Annotated in this window: 13 protein-coding genes; 12 read left to right on the top strand and 1 reads right to left on the bottom strand. The window is 70.8% G+C overall.

What is annotated here, in order from left to right; all coding sequences use genetic code 11:
• Positions 1 to 27: 27 nt before the first annotated feature.
• From ACOQFR_RS04065 to ACOQFR_RS04030, 8 genes are all read left to right on the top strand, one after another.
• Positions 28 to 1,653: a TldD/PmbA family protein gene (locus ACOQFR_RS04065; RefSeq protein ID WP_421378831.1), complete on the top strand. Its 1,626-nt coding sequence runs from the start codon at positions 28 to 30 to the stop codon at positions 1,651 to 1,653.
• 19 nt (positions 1,654 to 1,672) lie between these two features.
• Positions 1,673 to 3,007 carry a TldD/PmbA family protein gene (locus ACOQFR_RS04060; RefSeq protein WP_421378829.1) on the top strand — a complete coding sequence of 445 codons (1,335 nt, stop codon included), beginning with the start codon at positions 1,673 to 1,675 and terminating at the stop codon, positions 3,005 to 3,007.
• Between the two features lie 82 nt (positions 3,008 to 3,089).
• Positions 3,090 to 3,785: a DUF4159 domain-containing protein gene (locus ACOQFR_RS04055; RefSeq protein WP_421378827.1), complete on the top strand. Its 696-nt coding sequence runs from the start codon at positions 3,090 to 3,092 to the stop codon at positions 3,783 to 3,785.
• 16 nt (positions 3,786 to 3,801) lie between these two features.
• Positions 3,802 to 4,797, top strand: a complete 996-nt coding sequence (locus ACOQFR_RS04050; protein ID WP_421378824.1) for an AAA family ATPase — start codon at positions 3,802 to 3,804, stop codon at positions 4,795 to 4,797.
• A 6-nt stretch (positions 4,798 to 4,803) separates the two neighbouring features.
• Positions 4,804 to 5,700 carry a DUF58 domain-containing protein gene (locus ACOQFR_RS04045; protein ID WP_421378822.1) on the top strand — a complete coding sequence of 299 codons (897 nt, stop codon included), beginning with the start codon at positions 4,804 to 4,806 and terminating at the stop codon, positions 5,698 to 5,700.
• Positions 5,697 to 6,833 carry a BatA domain-containing protein gene (locus ACOQFR_RS04040; RefSeq protein ID WP_421378820.1) on the top strand — a complete coding sequence of 379 codons (1,137 nt, stop codon included), beginning with the start codon at positions 5,697 to 5,699 and terminating at the stop codon, positions 6,831 to 6,833. Before ACOQFR_RS04045 ends, ACOQFR_RS04040 begins: the two co-directional genes overlap by 4 nt.
• Complete coding sequence (locus ACOQFR_RS04035; RefSeq protein WP_421378818.1) at positions 6,830 to 8,977, top strand: hypothetical protein; 2,148 nt, start codon at positions 6,830 to 6,832, stop codon at positions 8,975 to 8,977. The genes ACOQFR_RS04040 and ACOQFR_RS04035 overlap by 4 nt, the downstream gene beginning before the upstream one ends.
• Complete coding sequence (locus tag ACOQFR_RS04030) at positions 8,974 to 10,731, top strand: carboxypeptidase regulatory-like domain-containing protein (protein WP_421378816.1); 1,758 nt, start codon at positions 8,974 to 8,976, stop codon at positions 10,729 to 10,731. The genes ACOQFR_RS04035 and ACOQFR_RS04030 overlap by 4 nt, the downstream gene beginning before the upstream one ends.
• A gap of 12 nt (positions 10,732 to 10,743) precedes the next feature.
• On the opposite strand, the gene ACOQFR_RS04025 is transcribed toward ACOQFR_RS04030, so the two are convergent.
• A complete protein-coding gene (locus ACOQFR_RS04025; protein WP_421378814.1) occupies positions 10,744 to 12,369 on the bottom strand; it encodes a GAF and HD-GYP domain-containing protein in 1,626 nt (541 codons plus the stop codon).
• A gap of 123 nt (positions 12,370 to 12,492) precedes the next feature.
• Between ACOQFR_RS04025 and ACOQFR_RS04020 the strand changes: the two genes are divergently transcribed.
• From ACOQFR_RS04020 to ACOQFR_RS04005, 4 genes are read left to right on the top strand one after another with little or no spacing between them, the layout of a single operon-like run.
• Entirely contained in the window at positions 12,493 to 13,743 is a 1,251-nt protein-coding gene (locus ACOQFR_RS04020; RefSeq protein ID WP_421378812.1) for a pepsin-like aspartic protease, read from the top strand.
• The gene (locus ACOQFR_RS04015) at positions 13,740 to 14,273 is read left to right on the top strand and encodes a GNAT family N-acetyltransferase (RefSeq protein ID WP_421378810.1); all 534 of its coding nucleotides are present in this window, start codon (positions 13,740 to 13,742) and stop codon (positions 14,271 to 14,273) included. Before ACOQFR_RS04020 ends, ACOQFR_RS04015 begins: the two co-directional genes overlap by 4 nt.
• 60 nt (positions 14,274 to 14,333) lie before the next feature.
• The gene (locus ACOQFR_RS04010; RefSeq protein WP_421378808.1) at positions 14,334 to 15,131 is read left to right on the top strand and encodes an SAM-dependent methyltransferase; all 798 of its coding nucleotides are present in this window, start codon (positions 14,334 to 14,336) and stop codon (positions 15,129 to 15,131) included.
• 35 nt (positions 15,132 to 15,166) lie between these two features.
• Entirely contained in the window at positions 15,167 to 15,466 is a 300-nt protein-coding gene (locus tag ACOQFR_RS04005; RefSeq protein ID WP_421378806.1) for a hypothetical protein, read from the top strand.
• Positions 15,467 to 15,471: the final 5 nt, after the last annotated feature.

Below are 15,471 nucleotides of genomic sequence, written 5' to 3'. Positions count from 1 at the left end.
CTTCGCCCATCCCGCTGGAGTGACACGATGGACAGACGCAACTTCCTGACGATGTCGGGCATTGGCCTTGCCGGCCTGATGCTCCCCTACAGCCGCTCCATCGCCGCCGCCGAGCTGGTCTCGGGCCTGGACGTCGCGATGAAGAAGGCCATCGCCGACGCCGCACTGCAGGCCGCCACCGGCGCCGGCGCCAGCTACTGCGACGTGCGCATCGGCCGCTACCTGCAGCAGTTCGTCGTCACCCGCGAGGACAAGGTGCAGAACGTGGTCAACACCGAATCCACCGGCGTGGGCGTGCGCGTGATCGCCGGCGGCGCCTGGGGCTTCGCGGCCACCCGCGACCTGAGCACCGACGGCGTGGCCGCCGCGGCGCGCCAGGCCACGGCCATCGCCAAGGCCAATTCGAAGCTGCAGACCAGCCCGGTGCAGCTGGCCAAGGTCACCGGCGTCGGCGAGGTCAGCTGGAAGGCGCCCATCAAGAAGAATGCGATGGAAGTGCCGATCAAGGACAAGGTGGACCTACTGCTGAGCGTCAACGCGGCGGCCACCCAGGCCGGCGCCGACTTCGTCAACTCCACGCTGTTCATGGTCAACGAGCAGAAGTACTTCGCCTCCACCGACGGCAGCTACATCGACCAGGACGTGCACCGCATCTGGGCGCCGTTCACCGTCACCGCGGTGGACAAGGCCAGCGGCAAGTTCCGCACCCGCGACGGCCTGTCGGCGCCGGTGGGCATGGGCTATGAATACCTCGACGGCGGCGGCAAGAAGTTCGTGTCGCCCAATGGCGTCATCAACTACGGCAGCACCTACGACATGCTCGAGGATGCCGTGGCCGCGGCCAAGCAGGCGCGCGAGAAGCTGACCGCGCCGTCGGTGAAGCCCGGCAAGTACGACCTGGTGCTCGACCCGACCAACCTGTACCTGACCATCCACGAAAACGTCGGCCACCCGCTCGAGCTCGACCGCGTGCTGGGCTACGAGGCCAACTACGCCGGCACCAGCTTCGCCACGCTCGACAAGCGCCGCGACAAGTTCCAGTACGGCAGCAGCATCGTCAACCTGTTCGCCGACAAGGTGCAGGAAGGCAGCCTGGGCGCGGTCGGCTACGACGACGAAGGCGTGAAGTGCAAGAAGTGGGACCTGGTCAAGGACGGCATCCTGGTCAACTACCAGGCCATCCGCGACCAGGCGCACATCCTGGGCGAGACCGAATCGCACGGCTGCTGCTACGCCGACTCCTGGTCCAGCGTGCAGTTCCAGCGCATGGCCAACGTGTCGCTGGCGCCGGGCAAGACCCCGCTCAGCGTGGACGCCATGATCAAGGACGTCGAGAAGGGCATCTACATCGTCGGCGACGGTTCGTTCTCGATCGACCAGCAGCGCTACAACGCCCAGTTCGGCGGCCAGCTGTTCTACGAGATCGAGAACGGCAAGATCACCCGCATGCTCGAGGACGTGGCCTACCAGATCCGCACGCCGGAATTCTGGAACGCGTGCAGCGCGATCTGCGACGAGTCCGACTACCGCCTCGGCGGCAGCTTCTTCGACGGCAAGGGCCAGCCCGGGCAGGTGTCGGCGGTGTCGCACGGCGCCAGCACGACCCGCTTCGACGGCATGAACGTCATCAACACCGCCCGCAACATCGGCTGACCGGCCAGGAGCCCCAGACATGAGCATCTTCACCGAAGAACAGGCCAAGGCCATCCTCGACAAGGTCATCAAGCTTTCGGTCGCCGACGAGTGCACCGCAACCCTGACCGGATCGATCGAGGGCAACATCCGTTTCGCACTCAACAACGTCTCCACCAGCGGCATCGTGTCCGATGCCCAGCTGATCGTACAGACCGCGTTCGGCAAGAAGGAAGGCATCGCCACCATCAACGAGTTCGACGACGCCGCGCTGGAGCGCGTGGTGCGCCGGGCCGAGGACCTGGCGCGGCTGGCCCCGGAGAACCCGGAGTACATGCCGATCATCGACAAGCAGACCTACCGCCCCAGCCCCACCTTCATCCAGTCCACCGCCGACATCACGCCCGAGCAGCGCGCCCAGGTGGCCGCGGCCTCGATCGGCCCGTGCAAGGACAGCAAGCTGATCGCGGCGGGCTTCCTGCAGGACGACCAGAGCTTCTTTGCGTTTGCCAACTCCAAGGGCAACTTCGGCTACCAGAAGGCGACCAATGTCGACTTCACCTGCACGGTGCGCACCGAGGACGGCCGCGGGTCGGGCTGGGTGGCGCGCAACGTGGCCGACATCAGCCAGTTCAAGGCCGACGAGTCCATCCAGGTCGCGATCCAGAAGGCGCGCGACTCGGCCGAGGCCAAGGCGCTGGAGCCGGGCAAGTACACCGTGATCCTGGAGCCGGCCGCCGCGGCGGGCCTGATCAGCTTCATGATGTTCTTCTTCGACGCCCGCCAGGCCGATGAAGGCCGCAGCTTCCTGTCCAAGAAGGGCGGCGGCACCAAGATGGGCGAGCAGGTCTACGACCCGCGCGTGAACATCACCGCCGACCCCTGGAATGCGGACGCGCCGGTGATGCCCTGGGACGGCGAGGGCCTGCCGCGCGAGAAGCACGACATCATCCGCGACGGCAAGGTGCAGTACCTGCAGTACTCGCGCTACTGGGCCAAGGAAAAGGGCAAGCGCGCGATGGGCCAGCCCGGCAACATCCTGATGGCCGGCGGCAGCAAGTCCACCGCCGAACTGGTGAAGGGCACGCAGAAGGGCATCCTGGTCACCCGCACCTGGTACATCCGCATGGTGGATCCGCAGACGGTGCTGCTGACCGGCCTGACCCGCGACGGCACCTTCTACATTGAGAACGGCGAGATCAAGCACCCGGTGAAGAACTTCCGCTTCAACGAGTCGCCGGTGATCATGCTCAACAACATCGAGGAGCTCGGCAAGCCGGTGCGCCTGAGCGGCGACGAGTCGCCGTTCGTGATGATGATCCCGCCGATGAAGCTGCGCGACTTCACCTTCAGCTCGCTGTCCGACGCCGTTTGACCGCCCGCTGTTCCCCCTCTCCCGGCGACGGGAGAGGGCCGGGAGAGGGGGCCTGCACTGACATGATGCCCCCTGCCCCGCGATGAACCGCCGCCACTTCCTCTCCGCGCTCGCCACCGCCCTCGCCGCCGGCGCCGTGCCGGGCGTGCGTGCCGCCGGCGCCGACTACGACTTCTGGTTCACCCGGCTGATGTACGACTCCGGCGACTGGGACGTGGACCAGCGCATGCCGGCCAACGTGATCACCTCGCTGCTCGAATACACCACGCTGCGGGTGGATCCGAAGGAGCACGTGCTGGCCCTGTCGGACCCGCGCATGCTCACCGCGCCCTTCTGCTACCTGGCCGGGCACAAGCTGGTGGAGTTCAATCCCGACGAGCGCCGCAACTTCGAGCGCTACGTGCGCAGCGGCGGCTTCGTGTTCGTGGATGACTGCAACCACGACATTGACGGCCTGTTCGCCAAGTCCTTCGAGGACGAGATGGCTTCGATCTTCGGCCCGCGCGCGCTGCAGAAGCTGTCCAACCGCCACCCGCTGTACACGAGCTTCTTCCGCTTCGACGGCCCGCCCGCCACCGGCTTCGAGCTCAATGGCTGGGGCGACGACCTGGTGCACGACTACCTCAAGGGCATCACCGTGGACGGCCGGCTGGGCGTGCTGTACAGCAACAAGGACTACGGCTGCGAGTGGGACTACGACTGGCGGAACAAGCGCTGGCTGGCGGAAGACAACACCAAGTTTGCGGTGAATATCGTGATGTACGCGCTTACAAGCTAGCCTTACCGGGAAACCCATGACCAACACACCCAACCCGCCATCGCTCGAAGCGCAGCTCTCCCTGCTCCCGCCCCTGCGCGCCGCCATCGCCCAGTCCATCGTCGGCCAGGACGACGTGGTGGAGCAGCTGCTCATCGGCCTGCTGGCCGGCGGGCACTGCCTGCTCGAGGGCGTGCCGGGCCTGGGCAAGACGCTGCTGGTGCGCACGCTGGGCCAGGCGCTGGCGCTGCAGTTCCGCCGCGTGCAGTTCACGCCCGACCTGATGCCCAGCGACATCCTGGGCACCGAGATCCTCGAGGAGGACCACGGCACCGGCCATCGCAGCTTCAAGTTCCAGCCCGGCCCGGTGTTCACCAACCTGCTGCTGGCCGACGAGCTCAACCGCACGCCGCCCAAGACCCAGGCCGCGCTGCTGGAGGCCATGCAGGAGAAGACGGTCAGCTACGCGGGCGTGACGCACGTGCTGCCGGCGCCGTTCTTCGTGCTGGCCACTCAGAACCCGATCGAGCAGGCCGGCACCTACCCGCTGCCCGAGGCGCAGCTGGACCGCTTCCTGCTGCACGTGCGGGTGGACTACCCGAGCGAAGCCGAAGAGCGCGCGATCATCGAGCAGACCACCGGCACCACGCAGGCCAGGGTGCCGCAGGTGATGGGCGGCGAGGAGGTGCTGGCGCTGCAGGCCCGCGTGCGCGAAGTGCACCTGGGCGCCGACCTGCTGGACTGGATCACGCGCATCGTGCGCGCCAGCCGGCCGTCGCCGGGCGCACCGGCCGAGATCCTGCAGTACGTGAAGTGGGGCGCCGGCCCGCGTGCCGGGCAATCGCTGGTGCTGGCGTCGAAGGCGCGCGCCCTGCTGCATGGACGCTACGCGGCGACCCGCGAGGACGTCATCGCGCTGGCGGCGCCCGTGCTGCGCCATCGCCTGCTGCTGTCCTTCGCCGCCGAGGCCGAGCAGAAGACCGCCGACGACGTGGTGGCCGCGCTGCTGCGCAGCGTGCCGCTGGGCGCCTGATCCGCGGTGGGCGGGCCCGATTTCATTCCTGCGCCGGTGCGCGCCCGGCTCAAGGACCTGCGCCTGGCCGGTCGCCGGGCGGCGGGCGGGCATGGTTTCGGGCTGCATGCCAGCCGCAGCCGCGGCGCCGGGCTGGAGTTCGCGCAGTACCGCGCCTACGAGCCCGGCGACGAATTGCGCCAGATCGACTGGAAACTCTATGCGCGCTCGGATCGCTTCTTCGTGCGCGAATCCGAGCGCGACAGCCCGCTCACCGCGTGGGTGATGATCGACGCCACCGCGTCCATGGGCCAGGGCGATGCCGCGCGGCCGGGCTGGTCGCGGCTGGACGCGGCGCGCGCACTGGCCGCCTGCGTGTTCGAACTGGCGCTGCGGCAGGGCGACCGGTTCGGCCTGGCGGTGATCGGCGGCGATGGCCTGCGCCTGGTACCGGCCGGCAGTGGCCCGCGCCATCGTGACCGCTGCCTGCTCGAACTGCAGGGCCTGCAGGCCGGCGGACGCTGGCCCGCGGAGGATCGCCTGCGTCCGCTGTGGGAGCGCATCGGCGCCGGCCACCTCGCGCTGCTGCTCAGCGACCACTTCGACGACGCGGCGGTGGCGCTGGCGCTGAAACTGTCGGCCGCCCGCCGCGAGGTGCTGAGCCTGCAGATCCTCACCGCCGAGGAGCGCGACTTCCCCTTCCGCGGCGGCCACCGCTTCCGCGACGTCGAAGACGGTCAGGAGCTACTGACCGACGCCGCCTCCGCACGCACCGATTTCCTCGCCGCATTCGCGCAGGCGCGCGCGGCGCTGGCCGCGCAGTTGGCGGCGGGCGGCGTGCGGCATGCCAGCCACGTGCTGGACGAGGCGCTGGACGCACCGCTGCGGCGGCTGTTCGCGCCTGCCGCCGGGGAGCGCGCGTGAGCCTGGGCCTGCTGTTTCCGCTCGGCCTGCTCGCGCTGGCCGGCCTGCTGCTGCCGCTGCTGGTGCACCTGGCGCGGCGCGAGGAACAGCAGCCCACCGATTTCGCCGCGCTGCGTTGGCTGGCGGCGCGGCTTCGGCCCCGGCAGCGCCTGCGCGTCGAGGAATGGCTGCTGCTGGCCCTGCGGCTGCTGATGGTCGTACTGCTCGCACTTCTTATCGCGCGGCCCGTGCTGTGGGGCGGCGCCGGTGACGCCCCGTGGCTGCTGCTTGCGCCCGGCGTGCCGGTCAGTGCCGCGCCGGCGATGCCGGAGTCTGCACAGCGACGCTGGCTGGCGCCGGGTTTCCCGAGCCTGGACCAGCCCGCGCCCGCGAGCGCGGCGCCGGTCACGAGCCTGCTGCGCCAGCTCGATGCCGAGCTGCCGGCGGGCACGCCGGTCACCGTGCTGGTGCCCGCGGTGATCGAGCAGGCCGACGGCGAACGGCCGCGGCTGTCGCGTCGCGTGGACTGGCGCGTCGTTGGCGATGCGGCCGCGGCCCCCGAACGGCGCTCCGAGGCGCCGCTGTCGGTGGTCGTCCGCTACGCCGCCTCGCAGGAAGCTGCGCTTCGCTACCTGCGCGCCGCCAAAGCCGCCTGGGGTGACCGGGCCACGCTCGACATCGCGCCCGTGGATGCGCCGCTGCCGGAACAAGCCCGCGTGCTGGTCTGGCTTGCACCGGGCGACCTGCCCGCGTCGGTACAGGCCTTCATCCGCGAAGGCGGCCGCGCACTGATCGCCGTCGAGGCGACCTGGCCCCTGCCTGGCGATCGGACGGCGGGCGGGGGCGAGCCCGGAGCCCTGGCGCATGCCGCGAAGTTCGGTGATGGCCAGGTGCTGCAGCTGGTCGCGCCGCTGACACCCGCGTCCATGCCTGTCCTGCTCGAACCCGGTTTCCCCCGGCAGCTGCGCGACCTGCTGCAGCCCGAACGCGGCGCCCCCGCACGCGCCGATGCTGCCAGCCATGCGCCGCTGGAGGGCGGCGCGGGATTCCCGGAAACGCCGCGTCCCTTCATCACGCCGCTGCTCTGGCTGCTGCTGGCCCTGGTCGCGCTGGAACGCTGGTTCGCCACCGGCCGCCGCGAGGGGCCGCCATGAGCGCGCCGGTCGTGCTCACGCGCGCGCTGTCGGCCGCGCGCCGCCGCGCGGTGGCGCGGGTGGCGCTGGTGGCGATGCCGCTGCTGTTGGCGGCCGGCGCCCTGGCCTGGCGTGAACAATCGCCGCTGGCGCTCGCGGGCGTGGTGGCGTTCGCCGGCCTGGCCGCGGCCATGGCCTGGCGCGCCGCGCGTGCGATGCATGCCCGATGGGCCACCCGACGCCTGGACGAACGCGCCGACCTGCAGGACAGCGCTGACTTGCTGTTCAAGCCCACGACAGACCTGGGCGCCCTGCAGCAGCTGCAGCGCGAGCGTCTGCTGCAGCGCCTGGCCGTCGCGCCGCCCGACCTGCGGCCCGCCTGGCCGGTGCGCGCACTCGCGCTGGCCTGGACGCTCGGTTTGGCCTTGATCGCGCTCGCGCTGCTCTTGCCGTCGATCAGCGTGACGCCGGAGGCCGCTCGCAACGCGACGCGGGAAGCGGCCATCGCGCCCGCCACGCACACCACGTTGTCCTCGGCCGAACTGCGCCTGCAGCCGCCCGCCTACACGGCATTGCCCGAACGCACGTCCAGCGAACTGAGCGGCAAAGCCCCGGAAGGCGCGCGCCTGTCCTGGCGCCTGCAGTTCAGCCCGCAGCCCGCCGCGGTGGACCTGGTGCTGCACGACGGCCGCCGCGTTGCACTCACCCGCGAAGGCGATCACTGGACCGCCAGCCACGTGCTGGACCGCTCGACCCTGTACCGCATCGTGCCGCGCGATGCCCTGCCGCTGCACGACGACAAACTGCACCGGCTCGACGCGCTGCCCGACCAGCCGCCGCAGATCCGCGTGCTGGCGCCCGAACGCAGCCTGACCCTGCGCGCTCCGGACCAGCGCGGCTGGCCGCTGTCGTTCGAGGCAAGCGACGACCATGGCCTGGGCAACGCCCGGCTGATGATCACGCTGGCGCAGGGCAGCGGCGAACAGGTGACCGTCAGCGAGCGCAGCCTCGCACTCACCGGCAACGGCGACGGCAAGCTCAAGCGCTACGCGCGAACCCTGGACCTGCCCTCGCTGGGCCTGGCCGAGGGCGACGACCTGATCGTGCGCCTGGTGGTGACCGACAACCGCGCGCCGTCGCCGCAGTCGGCGCGCAGCGCCAGCTTCATCCTGCGCTGGCCGCTGCCGCCCAGCACCGAATCCACCGGCATGGAAGGGCTGGTGAAGAAGGCGCTGCCGGCGTACTTCCGCAGCCAGCGCCAGATCATCATCGATGCCGAGCAGCTAGTGTCCGAGCGCCGCGCGCTGGCCGCCGACGCGTTCGTCTCGCGGTCGGACGCCATCGGCGTGGACCAGCGCATCCTGCGCATGCGCTACGGCCAGTTCCTGGGCGAAGAGACCGAGGGCGAGCCCGAGCCGCCGCCGGTGGCCCGCGACGCGGACGGGCACGACGAGGCGGACGCCGGGCAAGGCCACGACGCCGGCGATGGCCATGACCACGGCCCTGCCCCAGGCCCCGCCGCGACCACGCTCGGCCGCAGCGTCAATGTGCTGGAGGACTACGGCCACACGCACGACGATGCCGAGGCCGCCACCCTGCTGGATCCGGAAACGCGCGCGCTGCTGAAGCAGGCGCTGGACGCGATGTGGCTGAGCGAAGGCGAACTGCGCCAGGGCCAGCCCGCGCGCGCGCTGCCGCACGCCTACCGGGCGCTGGGCTTCATCAAGCAGGTGCAGCAGGCCACGCGCATCTACCTGGCGCGCGTGGGGCTGGAGCTGCCGCCGATCGATGAGGCTCGGCGCATGACCGGCGATCGCACCGGCATCGCCGATCGCCGCAGCGGCCTGGCCGCCGCCAGTGTCGAAGGCGGCCCAGCGCTGCCGCTGTGGCGCGCGCTGGCCTCCACCGAGGGCGGCGAGGCCGAGCTGCATGCATTCGCCGACTGGCTGCAAGCGAACGAACAGGACGTGGACGATGCCCTCGGCCTGGTGGCTGCCGTCCAGGCTGTGCGCGACGACGGCGACTGCCATGCGTGCCGCGCGGCGCTGCGTGCCCGCCTCTGGCCGCTGCTGCCCCGCCCCACCGGCGCCGCGGCCACGCGCGTGCGCCCCGATGAGCGCGGCCAGGCCTATCTGGACGCCCTGGACCAGGAGGCCGCGCGATGAACCTCGTGATCGCCGGCGTGTTGGCCGGGGTGGTTCTGGTGGCGAGCCTGCGGCTGTGGCAGCAGTCCCGGCGCGGCCCTTGGCGCGCGTGGCGCCTGGCCGCGCTGTTGCTGGGCCAGGCCGGCGCCGCACTGCTGCTTTATTTCGCGCTGCTGCCGCCCGCGGTACCGGGCCAGCAGGGCATGCTGGTGGTGCTGACCGAAGGCGCCGTCGCGCCCACGCCGGCCGCCGGCGAAACCGTGGTCGCCCTGCCCGAAGCCGGCGAGCCGGCCAACATCGAGCGCGTGCCCGACCTGGGCACGGCCCTGCGCCGGTATCCGGGCGCGCGCGGCGTGCGCATCCTGGGAAGTGGCCTGGTGCCGCGCGATCGGGACGCCGCGGCGGGCGTCGCACTCGAATTCGAACCGGCTCCGCTGCCGACGGGCATCGTGGCGCTGGATGCGAGCACGCAGGTCCCGCGCGGCCGCCGCTTCGTCGTGCAGGGACGCGTGCACGGCGAAAACGGATCCACGCTGGACCTGCTGGATCCGGCCGGCCGCCGCATCGATCGCACGACATCGGACGCCAGCGGCGGCTTTTCGCTGGCGGCATTCGCGGGCCCGGCCGGTCGCGTGGACTATCGGCTGCAGCGTCGCGATGCCCAGGGCGCGGTGGTCGAGGACATCACGCTGCCGATGCAGGTGCACGACGGCGCGGCGCTTCGGGTGGCCCTGCTGTCGGGCGGCGCCAGCCCCGAGCTGAAATACCTGCGTCGCTGGGCGCTGGATGCGGGCTTGCGCCTGCATTCGCAGATCAGCCTCGGTGGCGGCGTGGAGATCGGCGATCCTCCGCTGGCGATGAATGCCGGGACGCTGCGCGAGTTCGACCTGGTAGTGCTGGACGAACGCGCGTGGCGCAGCCTGGGCTCCGGTGGCCGGGCTGCGCTCGACGAAGCGACGCAGGCGGGACTGGGCGTGCTGCTGCGGATCAGCGGCGAGCTCACGGCAGAGGAGCGCGCGCGCCTGCGCGAAGCCGGCTTCGTGCTCGAGGCCAGCGAGGGGCCGCGCAGCGTACGGCTGGCCGGCACGGCCAACGCCGACATCGCGCCGGTATCCGGCGGCGCCGACAGCGCCGAGGCCCGTGCCACCGACACCGCGCCCCTGCTCACCCGTCGCCCGCTGCGGCTGTCGGCCCCGGAGGGCGCACCGCTGCTGCGCAGCGCCGACGGCGAGGTGCTTGCGATGTGGCGGGCGCGCGGCCGCGGCCGGACCGCGGTGTGGCTGCTGTCGGACAGTTTCCGGCTGGCGCTGTCCGGACGCAGCGCGGCCTACGGCGAAACCTGGGGCCAGGCGTTCCAGACCCTGGCGCGCGCGCAGGGCGCGACCGCGCCCCAGCTACCCGTCGACAGCCGCGAGGGCGAGCGCATGCGTTTGTGCACGCTGCCCGCAGACGCGACACTCACCGCCCCCGATGGCCAGATAGTGCCGATGGTGCGCGACGCGGCTGGCTGCGCCGCGGTCTGGCCGACGCAGCCGGGCTGGCACGTACTGCGCAGCGCGGACAATGCATGGGCCTTCCCGGTGCGCGACGGGGAGGCCGTGCCGGCCCTGCGCGCGGCGGAACGCACGCGCGCCACCGAGGCCCTCGCAAGCACCGCCGCGGCCACCGCCTCGGACGCACCGCCGGTCGAAGGCCGCCGCTGGCCCTGGGCGCTGGCGTGGCTGTTGCTCAGCGCGGCGCTGTGGTGGCTGGAGCGTTCGCGCGCCGGACGATGACCGCCGCGGGGGTCAGTTCGTGCCGGCGGCGTCACGCGCCGTCAGTTCGGCCGCCAGCTCCGGTGACACGCCGGGAATACGCGTCCAGTCGATGGCGTCGATCTGCGCAGGCGGCAGGAACTGCCGCGCATAGTCCAGGTAAACCTGCTCGCGCAGGAACACCTCGAACAGGTCCGGGTCCACGTGATGGTCCAGCTTCATGCGGCCCAGGATGGTCAGGGATTCCGACAGCGTCTTGCCCGGCTTGTAGGGCCGGTCGCTGGCGGTGAGCGCCTCGAAGATGTCGGCAATGCCCATCACCCGGGCGGGCACGCTCATCTGCTCGCGCGTGAGGCCGCGCGGATAGCCCTTGCCGTCCATGCGCTCGTGGTGGCCGCCGGCGTATTCGGGCACCTGGGTCAGGTGCGCGGGCCAGGGCAGCGCTTCCAGCAGCCGGATGGTCATCACGATGTGGTGGTTGATGATGTCGCGCTCGGCGGCGGTGAGGGTGCCGCGGCGGATGCACAGGTTGTCCACTTCCTCGTCGGTGAGGAAGGCCTGCTCACTGCCGTCGGGGCCGCGCCAGCGCCGGGCGGCGATGCGCTGGATCGCGACGACCTTGTCATCGGCCATGAATTCGCCGCCGGTGTTGCACAGGCGCACGAACTCGCGGTCGGCCTGCAGTTCGGCCACGCGCGCGGCGTGGGCGTCGGCATCGATCTCGCCCTTGAGCAGGGCGATCTCGGCGTCGCGCAGCAGCACCTCGAAGCGGGTGTCCACCAGGCCGATGCGGTCGTACAGCGTCTGCAGCTTGGTGGCCTTGTCCACCACGTGCACCGGCGTGGTGATCTTGCCGCAGTCGTGCAGCAGGCCGGCGATCTTGAGCTCGTAGCGGTCGGCCTCGCTCATGCGGAAATCGGCCAGCGGGCCTATGGTGGTGCGCGAGGCGGCCTCGGCCAGCAGGTTCGTCAGCGCTGGTACCCGCTCGCAGTGGCCGCCGGTGTAGGGCGACTTCTCGTCGATGGCCGTATTGATCAGCTTGATCAGCGCCTCGAACAGGGTCTCGAGCTGCACGATCAGCTGGCGGTTGTTGAGCGCGATGGCGGCCTGCGAGGCCAGCGATTCCACCAGCTGCTGCTCGGCCTGGCTGAAGGCATCCACCGCGCCCTGCGCATTGTGCGAATTGATCAGCTGCAGCACGCCGATCACGCGGCCGTCGTGGTCCTTCATCGGCACGGTGAGGAAGGACTGCGAGCGGTAGCCGGTCTTGGCGTCGAAGGCGCGGGTGCCGGAGAAGTCGTAACCCTCGGCGGCGTAGGCGTCGGGAATGTTCACGGTCGTGCCGGTCAGCGCCGCATGCGCCACCACCATGCCGTGGTTGGGCTGGCCGTCGGGCAGGTACATCGGCAGCGGCGGGAAGTTGATCGGCTGGCCGTGCTTGCCGCCCATGAAATAACCGAGCGAATGGTTGCGCAGCACTTCGAACACCAGCGTGTCGCCCTGCACCCGGTACAGCGTGCCGCCGTCGGCGTTGGCGAATTCGCGCGCGGCTTCCAGGATGCGTTCGAGCAGGGTGGGCAGGTCGCGTTCGTGCGAGAGTGCGACGCCGATGGCGTTGAGCACTTCCAGGCGGCTCAGGATGGTGGCGTCGGTGGTCACGGCGGCATCGGGCGGCGGATTCCCGCACAAAATGAGGCCAAACCGCGGCCGGTGCAATCACCGGCTGCTGGCGGGCCAAGGGGCAAGCCGCTAGGGTGGCGGCTGCCTCCGGAATGAACGTCCATGGCCCACGGACCGATACAGCTCGACACGACCCTGGCCTGGGCCAAGGGTGGCTACACCGTCCCGGTTGAGCTGGGCAGCGATCCCCAACGCGTGAACCTGCTGCTCGACAGCGGCAGCAGTACGCTGGCGGTCAACGCCAGCGCCTACCGGCCCGATCGTGATCGCCATCTCGCAGCCACCGTCTGGGCGCAGGACATCCGCTATGGCGGCGGTGCGCTGGCGGGTCCGGTGCTGCGCAGCTCGCTGGCGCTGGGCGAAGGCCACCACGCCCGGCGCATCGACGACGCCTTGTTCGCGCTGGTGGAAACGCCGGGCAGCCTGTTCCGGGAGGCCGATGGCATCTTCGGCCTGGCTTACCGCGAACTGGATCCGGCCCATGATGTCGAGGCGCTGCTGCGCGCCCGCGGCGTGTCGCCCGCGCTCAGCTGGCCCTGGCCCTTCGACACCGGCGATGCCTCCGGTGCCGAGACCTTCCGCACGATGCTGCTCCAGCAGCCGCGCGTCGCGCTGACGCCGACGTTCACCGCCCTGGAGGAAGAGGGCGTGGTGCGAAACCTGTTCGCGCTGCAGGTGCCGCGCGCGGTGGTGCATGTGCTTTCCGACGGCGCCAGCGGACATGCGCTGGCCGCCGATCCGCTCAACCGCGGCAAGCTGGTGCTGGGAGGCGGACCGGAGGCGCAGTCGTTGTACCAGGGCGCTTTCCAGGACGTCCGGGTCGTGCACGACCTCTACTACAACGCCAACCTGCGGGCGATCCGCGTGGGCGACGGCGCCAGGATCGAGGCGCCGCCCCTGGCACCGAGCGATACCTCCGCGCACGGCAGCAACGCCCTGCTCGACACCGGCAGCAGCTTCCTGGTGCTGGAGCAGTCGCTGTTCGACGCCCTGCTCGACGGCCTCGCGCGCCACGACCCTGCCCTGCCCGCCCTGGTGGCGCAATCCCGGGAGGCGCTGGCGCGTGGGCAGGGCCTGCCCGTGCATGCGGTCGACACGCGCCGCTGGCCGGACTTGCACCTGCACCTGGAATCGCCGCAGGGCGGCGAGACCACGCTGCGCATCGCCGCCTCGCATTACTGGCCCCGGAACGCCCTGCACGCCGGCCAGACGCTATGCCTGCTGATGCCGCAGCTGCCGCACTGGCCGGCGCAGTCCATCCTCGGGCTGCCGCTCTTCGCGGGCCGCTATGCCGTGTTCGACCGGCGCGCCTACGGCGCCGGCGTGGTGCGTTTCGCGCAGGCCGCGGCATGACGCCGACCTTGCACACGCCCGCCTTCCTGCTTCGACCTCTGGCGGCGTGCGACCAGGCCCTTTACCTGGCGCTTTACACCGACCCGGACGTGATGCGGAACATCGCGCCGGCGCAGGACCCCGACGCGGCGAGGCGGGATTTCCAATCCACCCTGCGCGCGGTAGCCCTGCCCGGAACGCGCCGGCATTTCTGGATCCTTGTGGAGCCGGGCGAAGAAGCCGGCGTCGGCCTGATCGGCATCGTGCGCGACACGGCCGGTGGCTGCGACCTGGGCATCGTCATGCTCAGCGCCTGCCAGGGCCGCAGCTATGCGGCGCATGCCATCGCGGCGGTGGCGGACCATGCGTTCCAGGACCTGGGCCTGGCGCTGATCCGCACCCGGCACACCACCGCCAACCGGCGGACGGAGGGCCTGATGCACAAGCTGGGTTTCCTTCCGGATGCCGCCGAGCCGGTGACCGGCGACCTGCGCTGGCGGCTGACGCCCGAACACTGGCGCCGGCACCGCGGCGCCTGGCGCCCGGGCTGATTGCAATCAGCCGGTTATCGGCTATCGTGGCAACGCCTCTTCACGACGGCCTCTGGGGACATGGACAAACCGGGAAGCTTGGCCTGCGTCGGCCTCGGCATGATGCTGGGGGCGCACATCAGCCCGCGTTCGCGCAGCCACATCGAACAGGCGGACGTGGTGTTCGCCGCCGTGTCCGACCCGCTGGTGGAGCTGTGGCTGCAGCAGATGAACCCGGCCGTGCGCAGCCTCCAGCCGCTGTACGCAGAAGGCAAGTCCCGCCACGACACCTACCGGGAAATGGTCGAGACCATGCTGGCGGAGGTACGCGCCGGCAAGACCGTGTGCGGCGCCTTCTACGGCCATCCCGGCGTGTTTGCGCAGGCACCGCACAAGGCGATCGAACAGGCGCGCGCCGAGGGGCATGCCGCGCACATGGAGCCCGGCATTTCCGCCGAGGATTGCCTCTACGCCGACCTCGGCATCGACCCGGGCCTGGTGGGCTGCCAGCACTTCGAGGCGAGCCAGCTGATGTTCTACCGGCGGCGGCTGGACCCGTCGGCCTTCCTGGTGCTCTGGCAGGTCGGCATCGCCGGGGACCGGAGTTTCCGCCGCTTCGCCACCGAGCCCGCGTACCGGCAGCTGCTGGTGGAGCTGCTGGCCGAGGACTACCCGCTCGACCACCCCTGCACGGTTTACGAGGCGGCGACGCTGCCGATCAATGCACCTCGCCGCGACGTCATCGCCCTGCGTGACCTGCCTGACACGCCCCTGCGGCTGCAGTCCACGCTCGTGCTTCCCCCCGCCGTGCCCTTGCAGCGCAACGGTGGCATGATCGAACGGATCGCCGCGCTGGAAGCCCGGCTGGCGACCGTCTGAGCCCTGCACCATCCACCCCAACCCAGGAGTACAAGATGTCGAACGTGATCGCTTTTCTGGAATCGCTTGGCAACAACGCCGCCCAGTCGAGGCTGTCGGGCGAGGAGTACGTCGCCGCCGTGGACGCCCTGGGCCTGGACGATGCGCCCCGCCAGGCGCTGCTGGACCGCGATGCCGATGCGCTCAACGGCCTGATGGGCGGACGCCTGAAGATGATGTGCCTGCTTTTCCCGGCCGACGGTGACGACCAGAAGAAGGATGGCCAGGAAGACGGAGAGCAGCCGGTGCAGGATGACGAAAAGAAGGAAGCCATCCGCCACCACGGCCGCCACTGAGCCAA

It is taken from the genome of Arenimonas sp. MALMAid1274 (assembly GCF_049195245.1).
Taxonomy (GTDB): Bacteria; Pseudomonadota; Gammaproteobacteria; order Xanthomonadales; family Xanthomonadaceae; genus Arenimonas.
This window is presented reverse-complemented; position numbering and strand designations above follow the sequence as displayed.

Bases quoted from the DNA above. Each gene is read 5' to 3' on its own strand.
- ACOQFR_RS04065 (WP_421378831.1), top strand. From the start codon at position 28: ATGGACAGACGCAACTTCCTGACGATGTCGGGCATTGGCCTTGCCGGC.
- ACOQFR_RS04060 (WP_421378829.1), top strand. From the start codon at position 1,673: ATGAGCATCTTCACCGAAGAACAGGCCAAGGCCATCCTCGACAAGGTC.
- ACOQFR_RS04055 (WP_421378827.1), top strand. From the start codon at position 3,090: ATGAACCGCCGCCACTTCCTCTCCGCGCTCGCCACCGCCCTCGCCGCC.
- ACOQFR_RS04050 (WP_421378824.1), top strand. From the start codon at position 3,802: ATGACCAACACACCCAACCCGCCATCGCTCGAAGCGCAGCTCTCCCTG.
- ACOQFR_RS04035 (WP_421378818.1), top strand. From the start codon at position 6,830: ATGAGCGCGCCGGTCGTGCTCACGCGCGCGCTGTCGGCCGCGCGCCGC.
- ACOQFR_RS04030 (WP_421378816.1), top strand. From the start codon at position 8,974: ATGAACCTCGTGATCGCCGGCGTGTTGGCCGGGGTGGTTCTGGTGGCG.
- ACOQFR_RS04020 (WP_421378812.1), top strand. From the start codon at position 12,493: ATGGCCCACGGACCGATACAGCTCGACACGACCCTGGCCTGGGCCAAG.
- ACOQFR_RS04015 (WP_421378810.1), top strand. From the start codon at position 13,740: ATGACGCCGACCTTGCACACGCCCGCCTTCCTGCTTCGACCTCTGGCG.
- ACOQFR_RS04010 (WP_421378808.1), top strand. From the start codon at position 14,334: ATGGACAAACCGGGAAGCTTGGCCTGCGTCGGCCTCGGCATGATGCTG.
- ACOQFR_RS04005 (WP_421378806.1), top strand. From the start codon at position 15,167: ATGTCGAACGTGATCGCTTTTCTGGAATCGCTTGGCAACAACGCCGCC.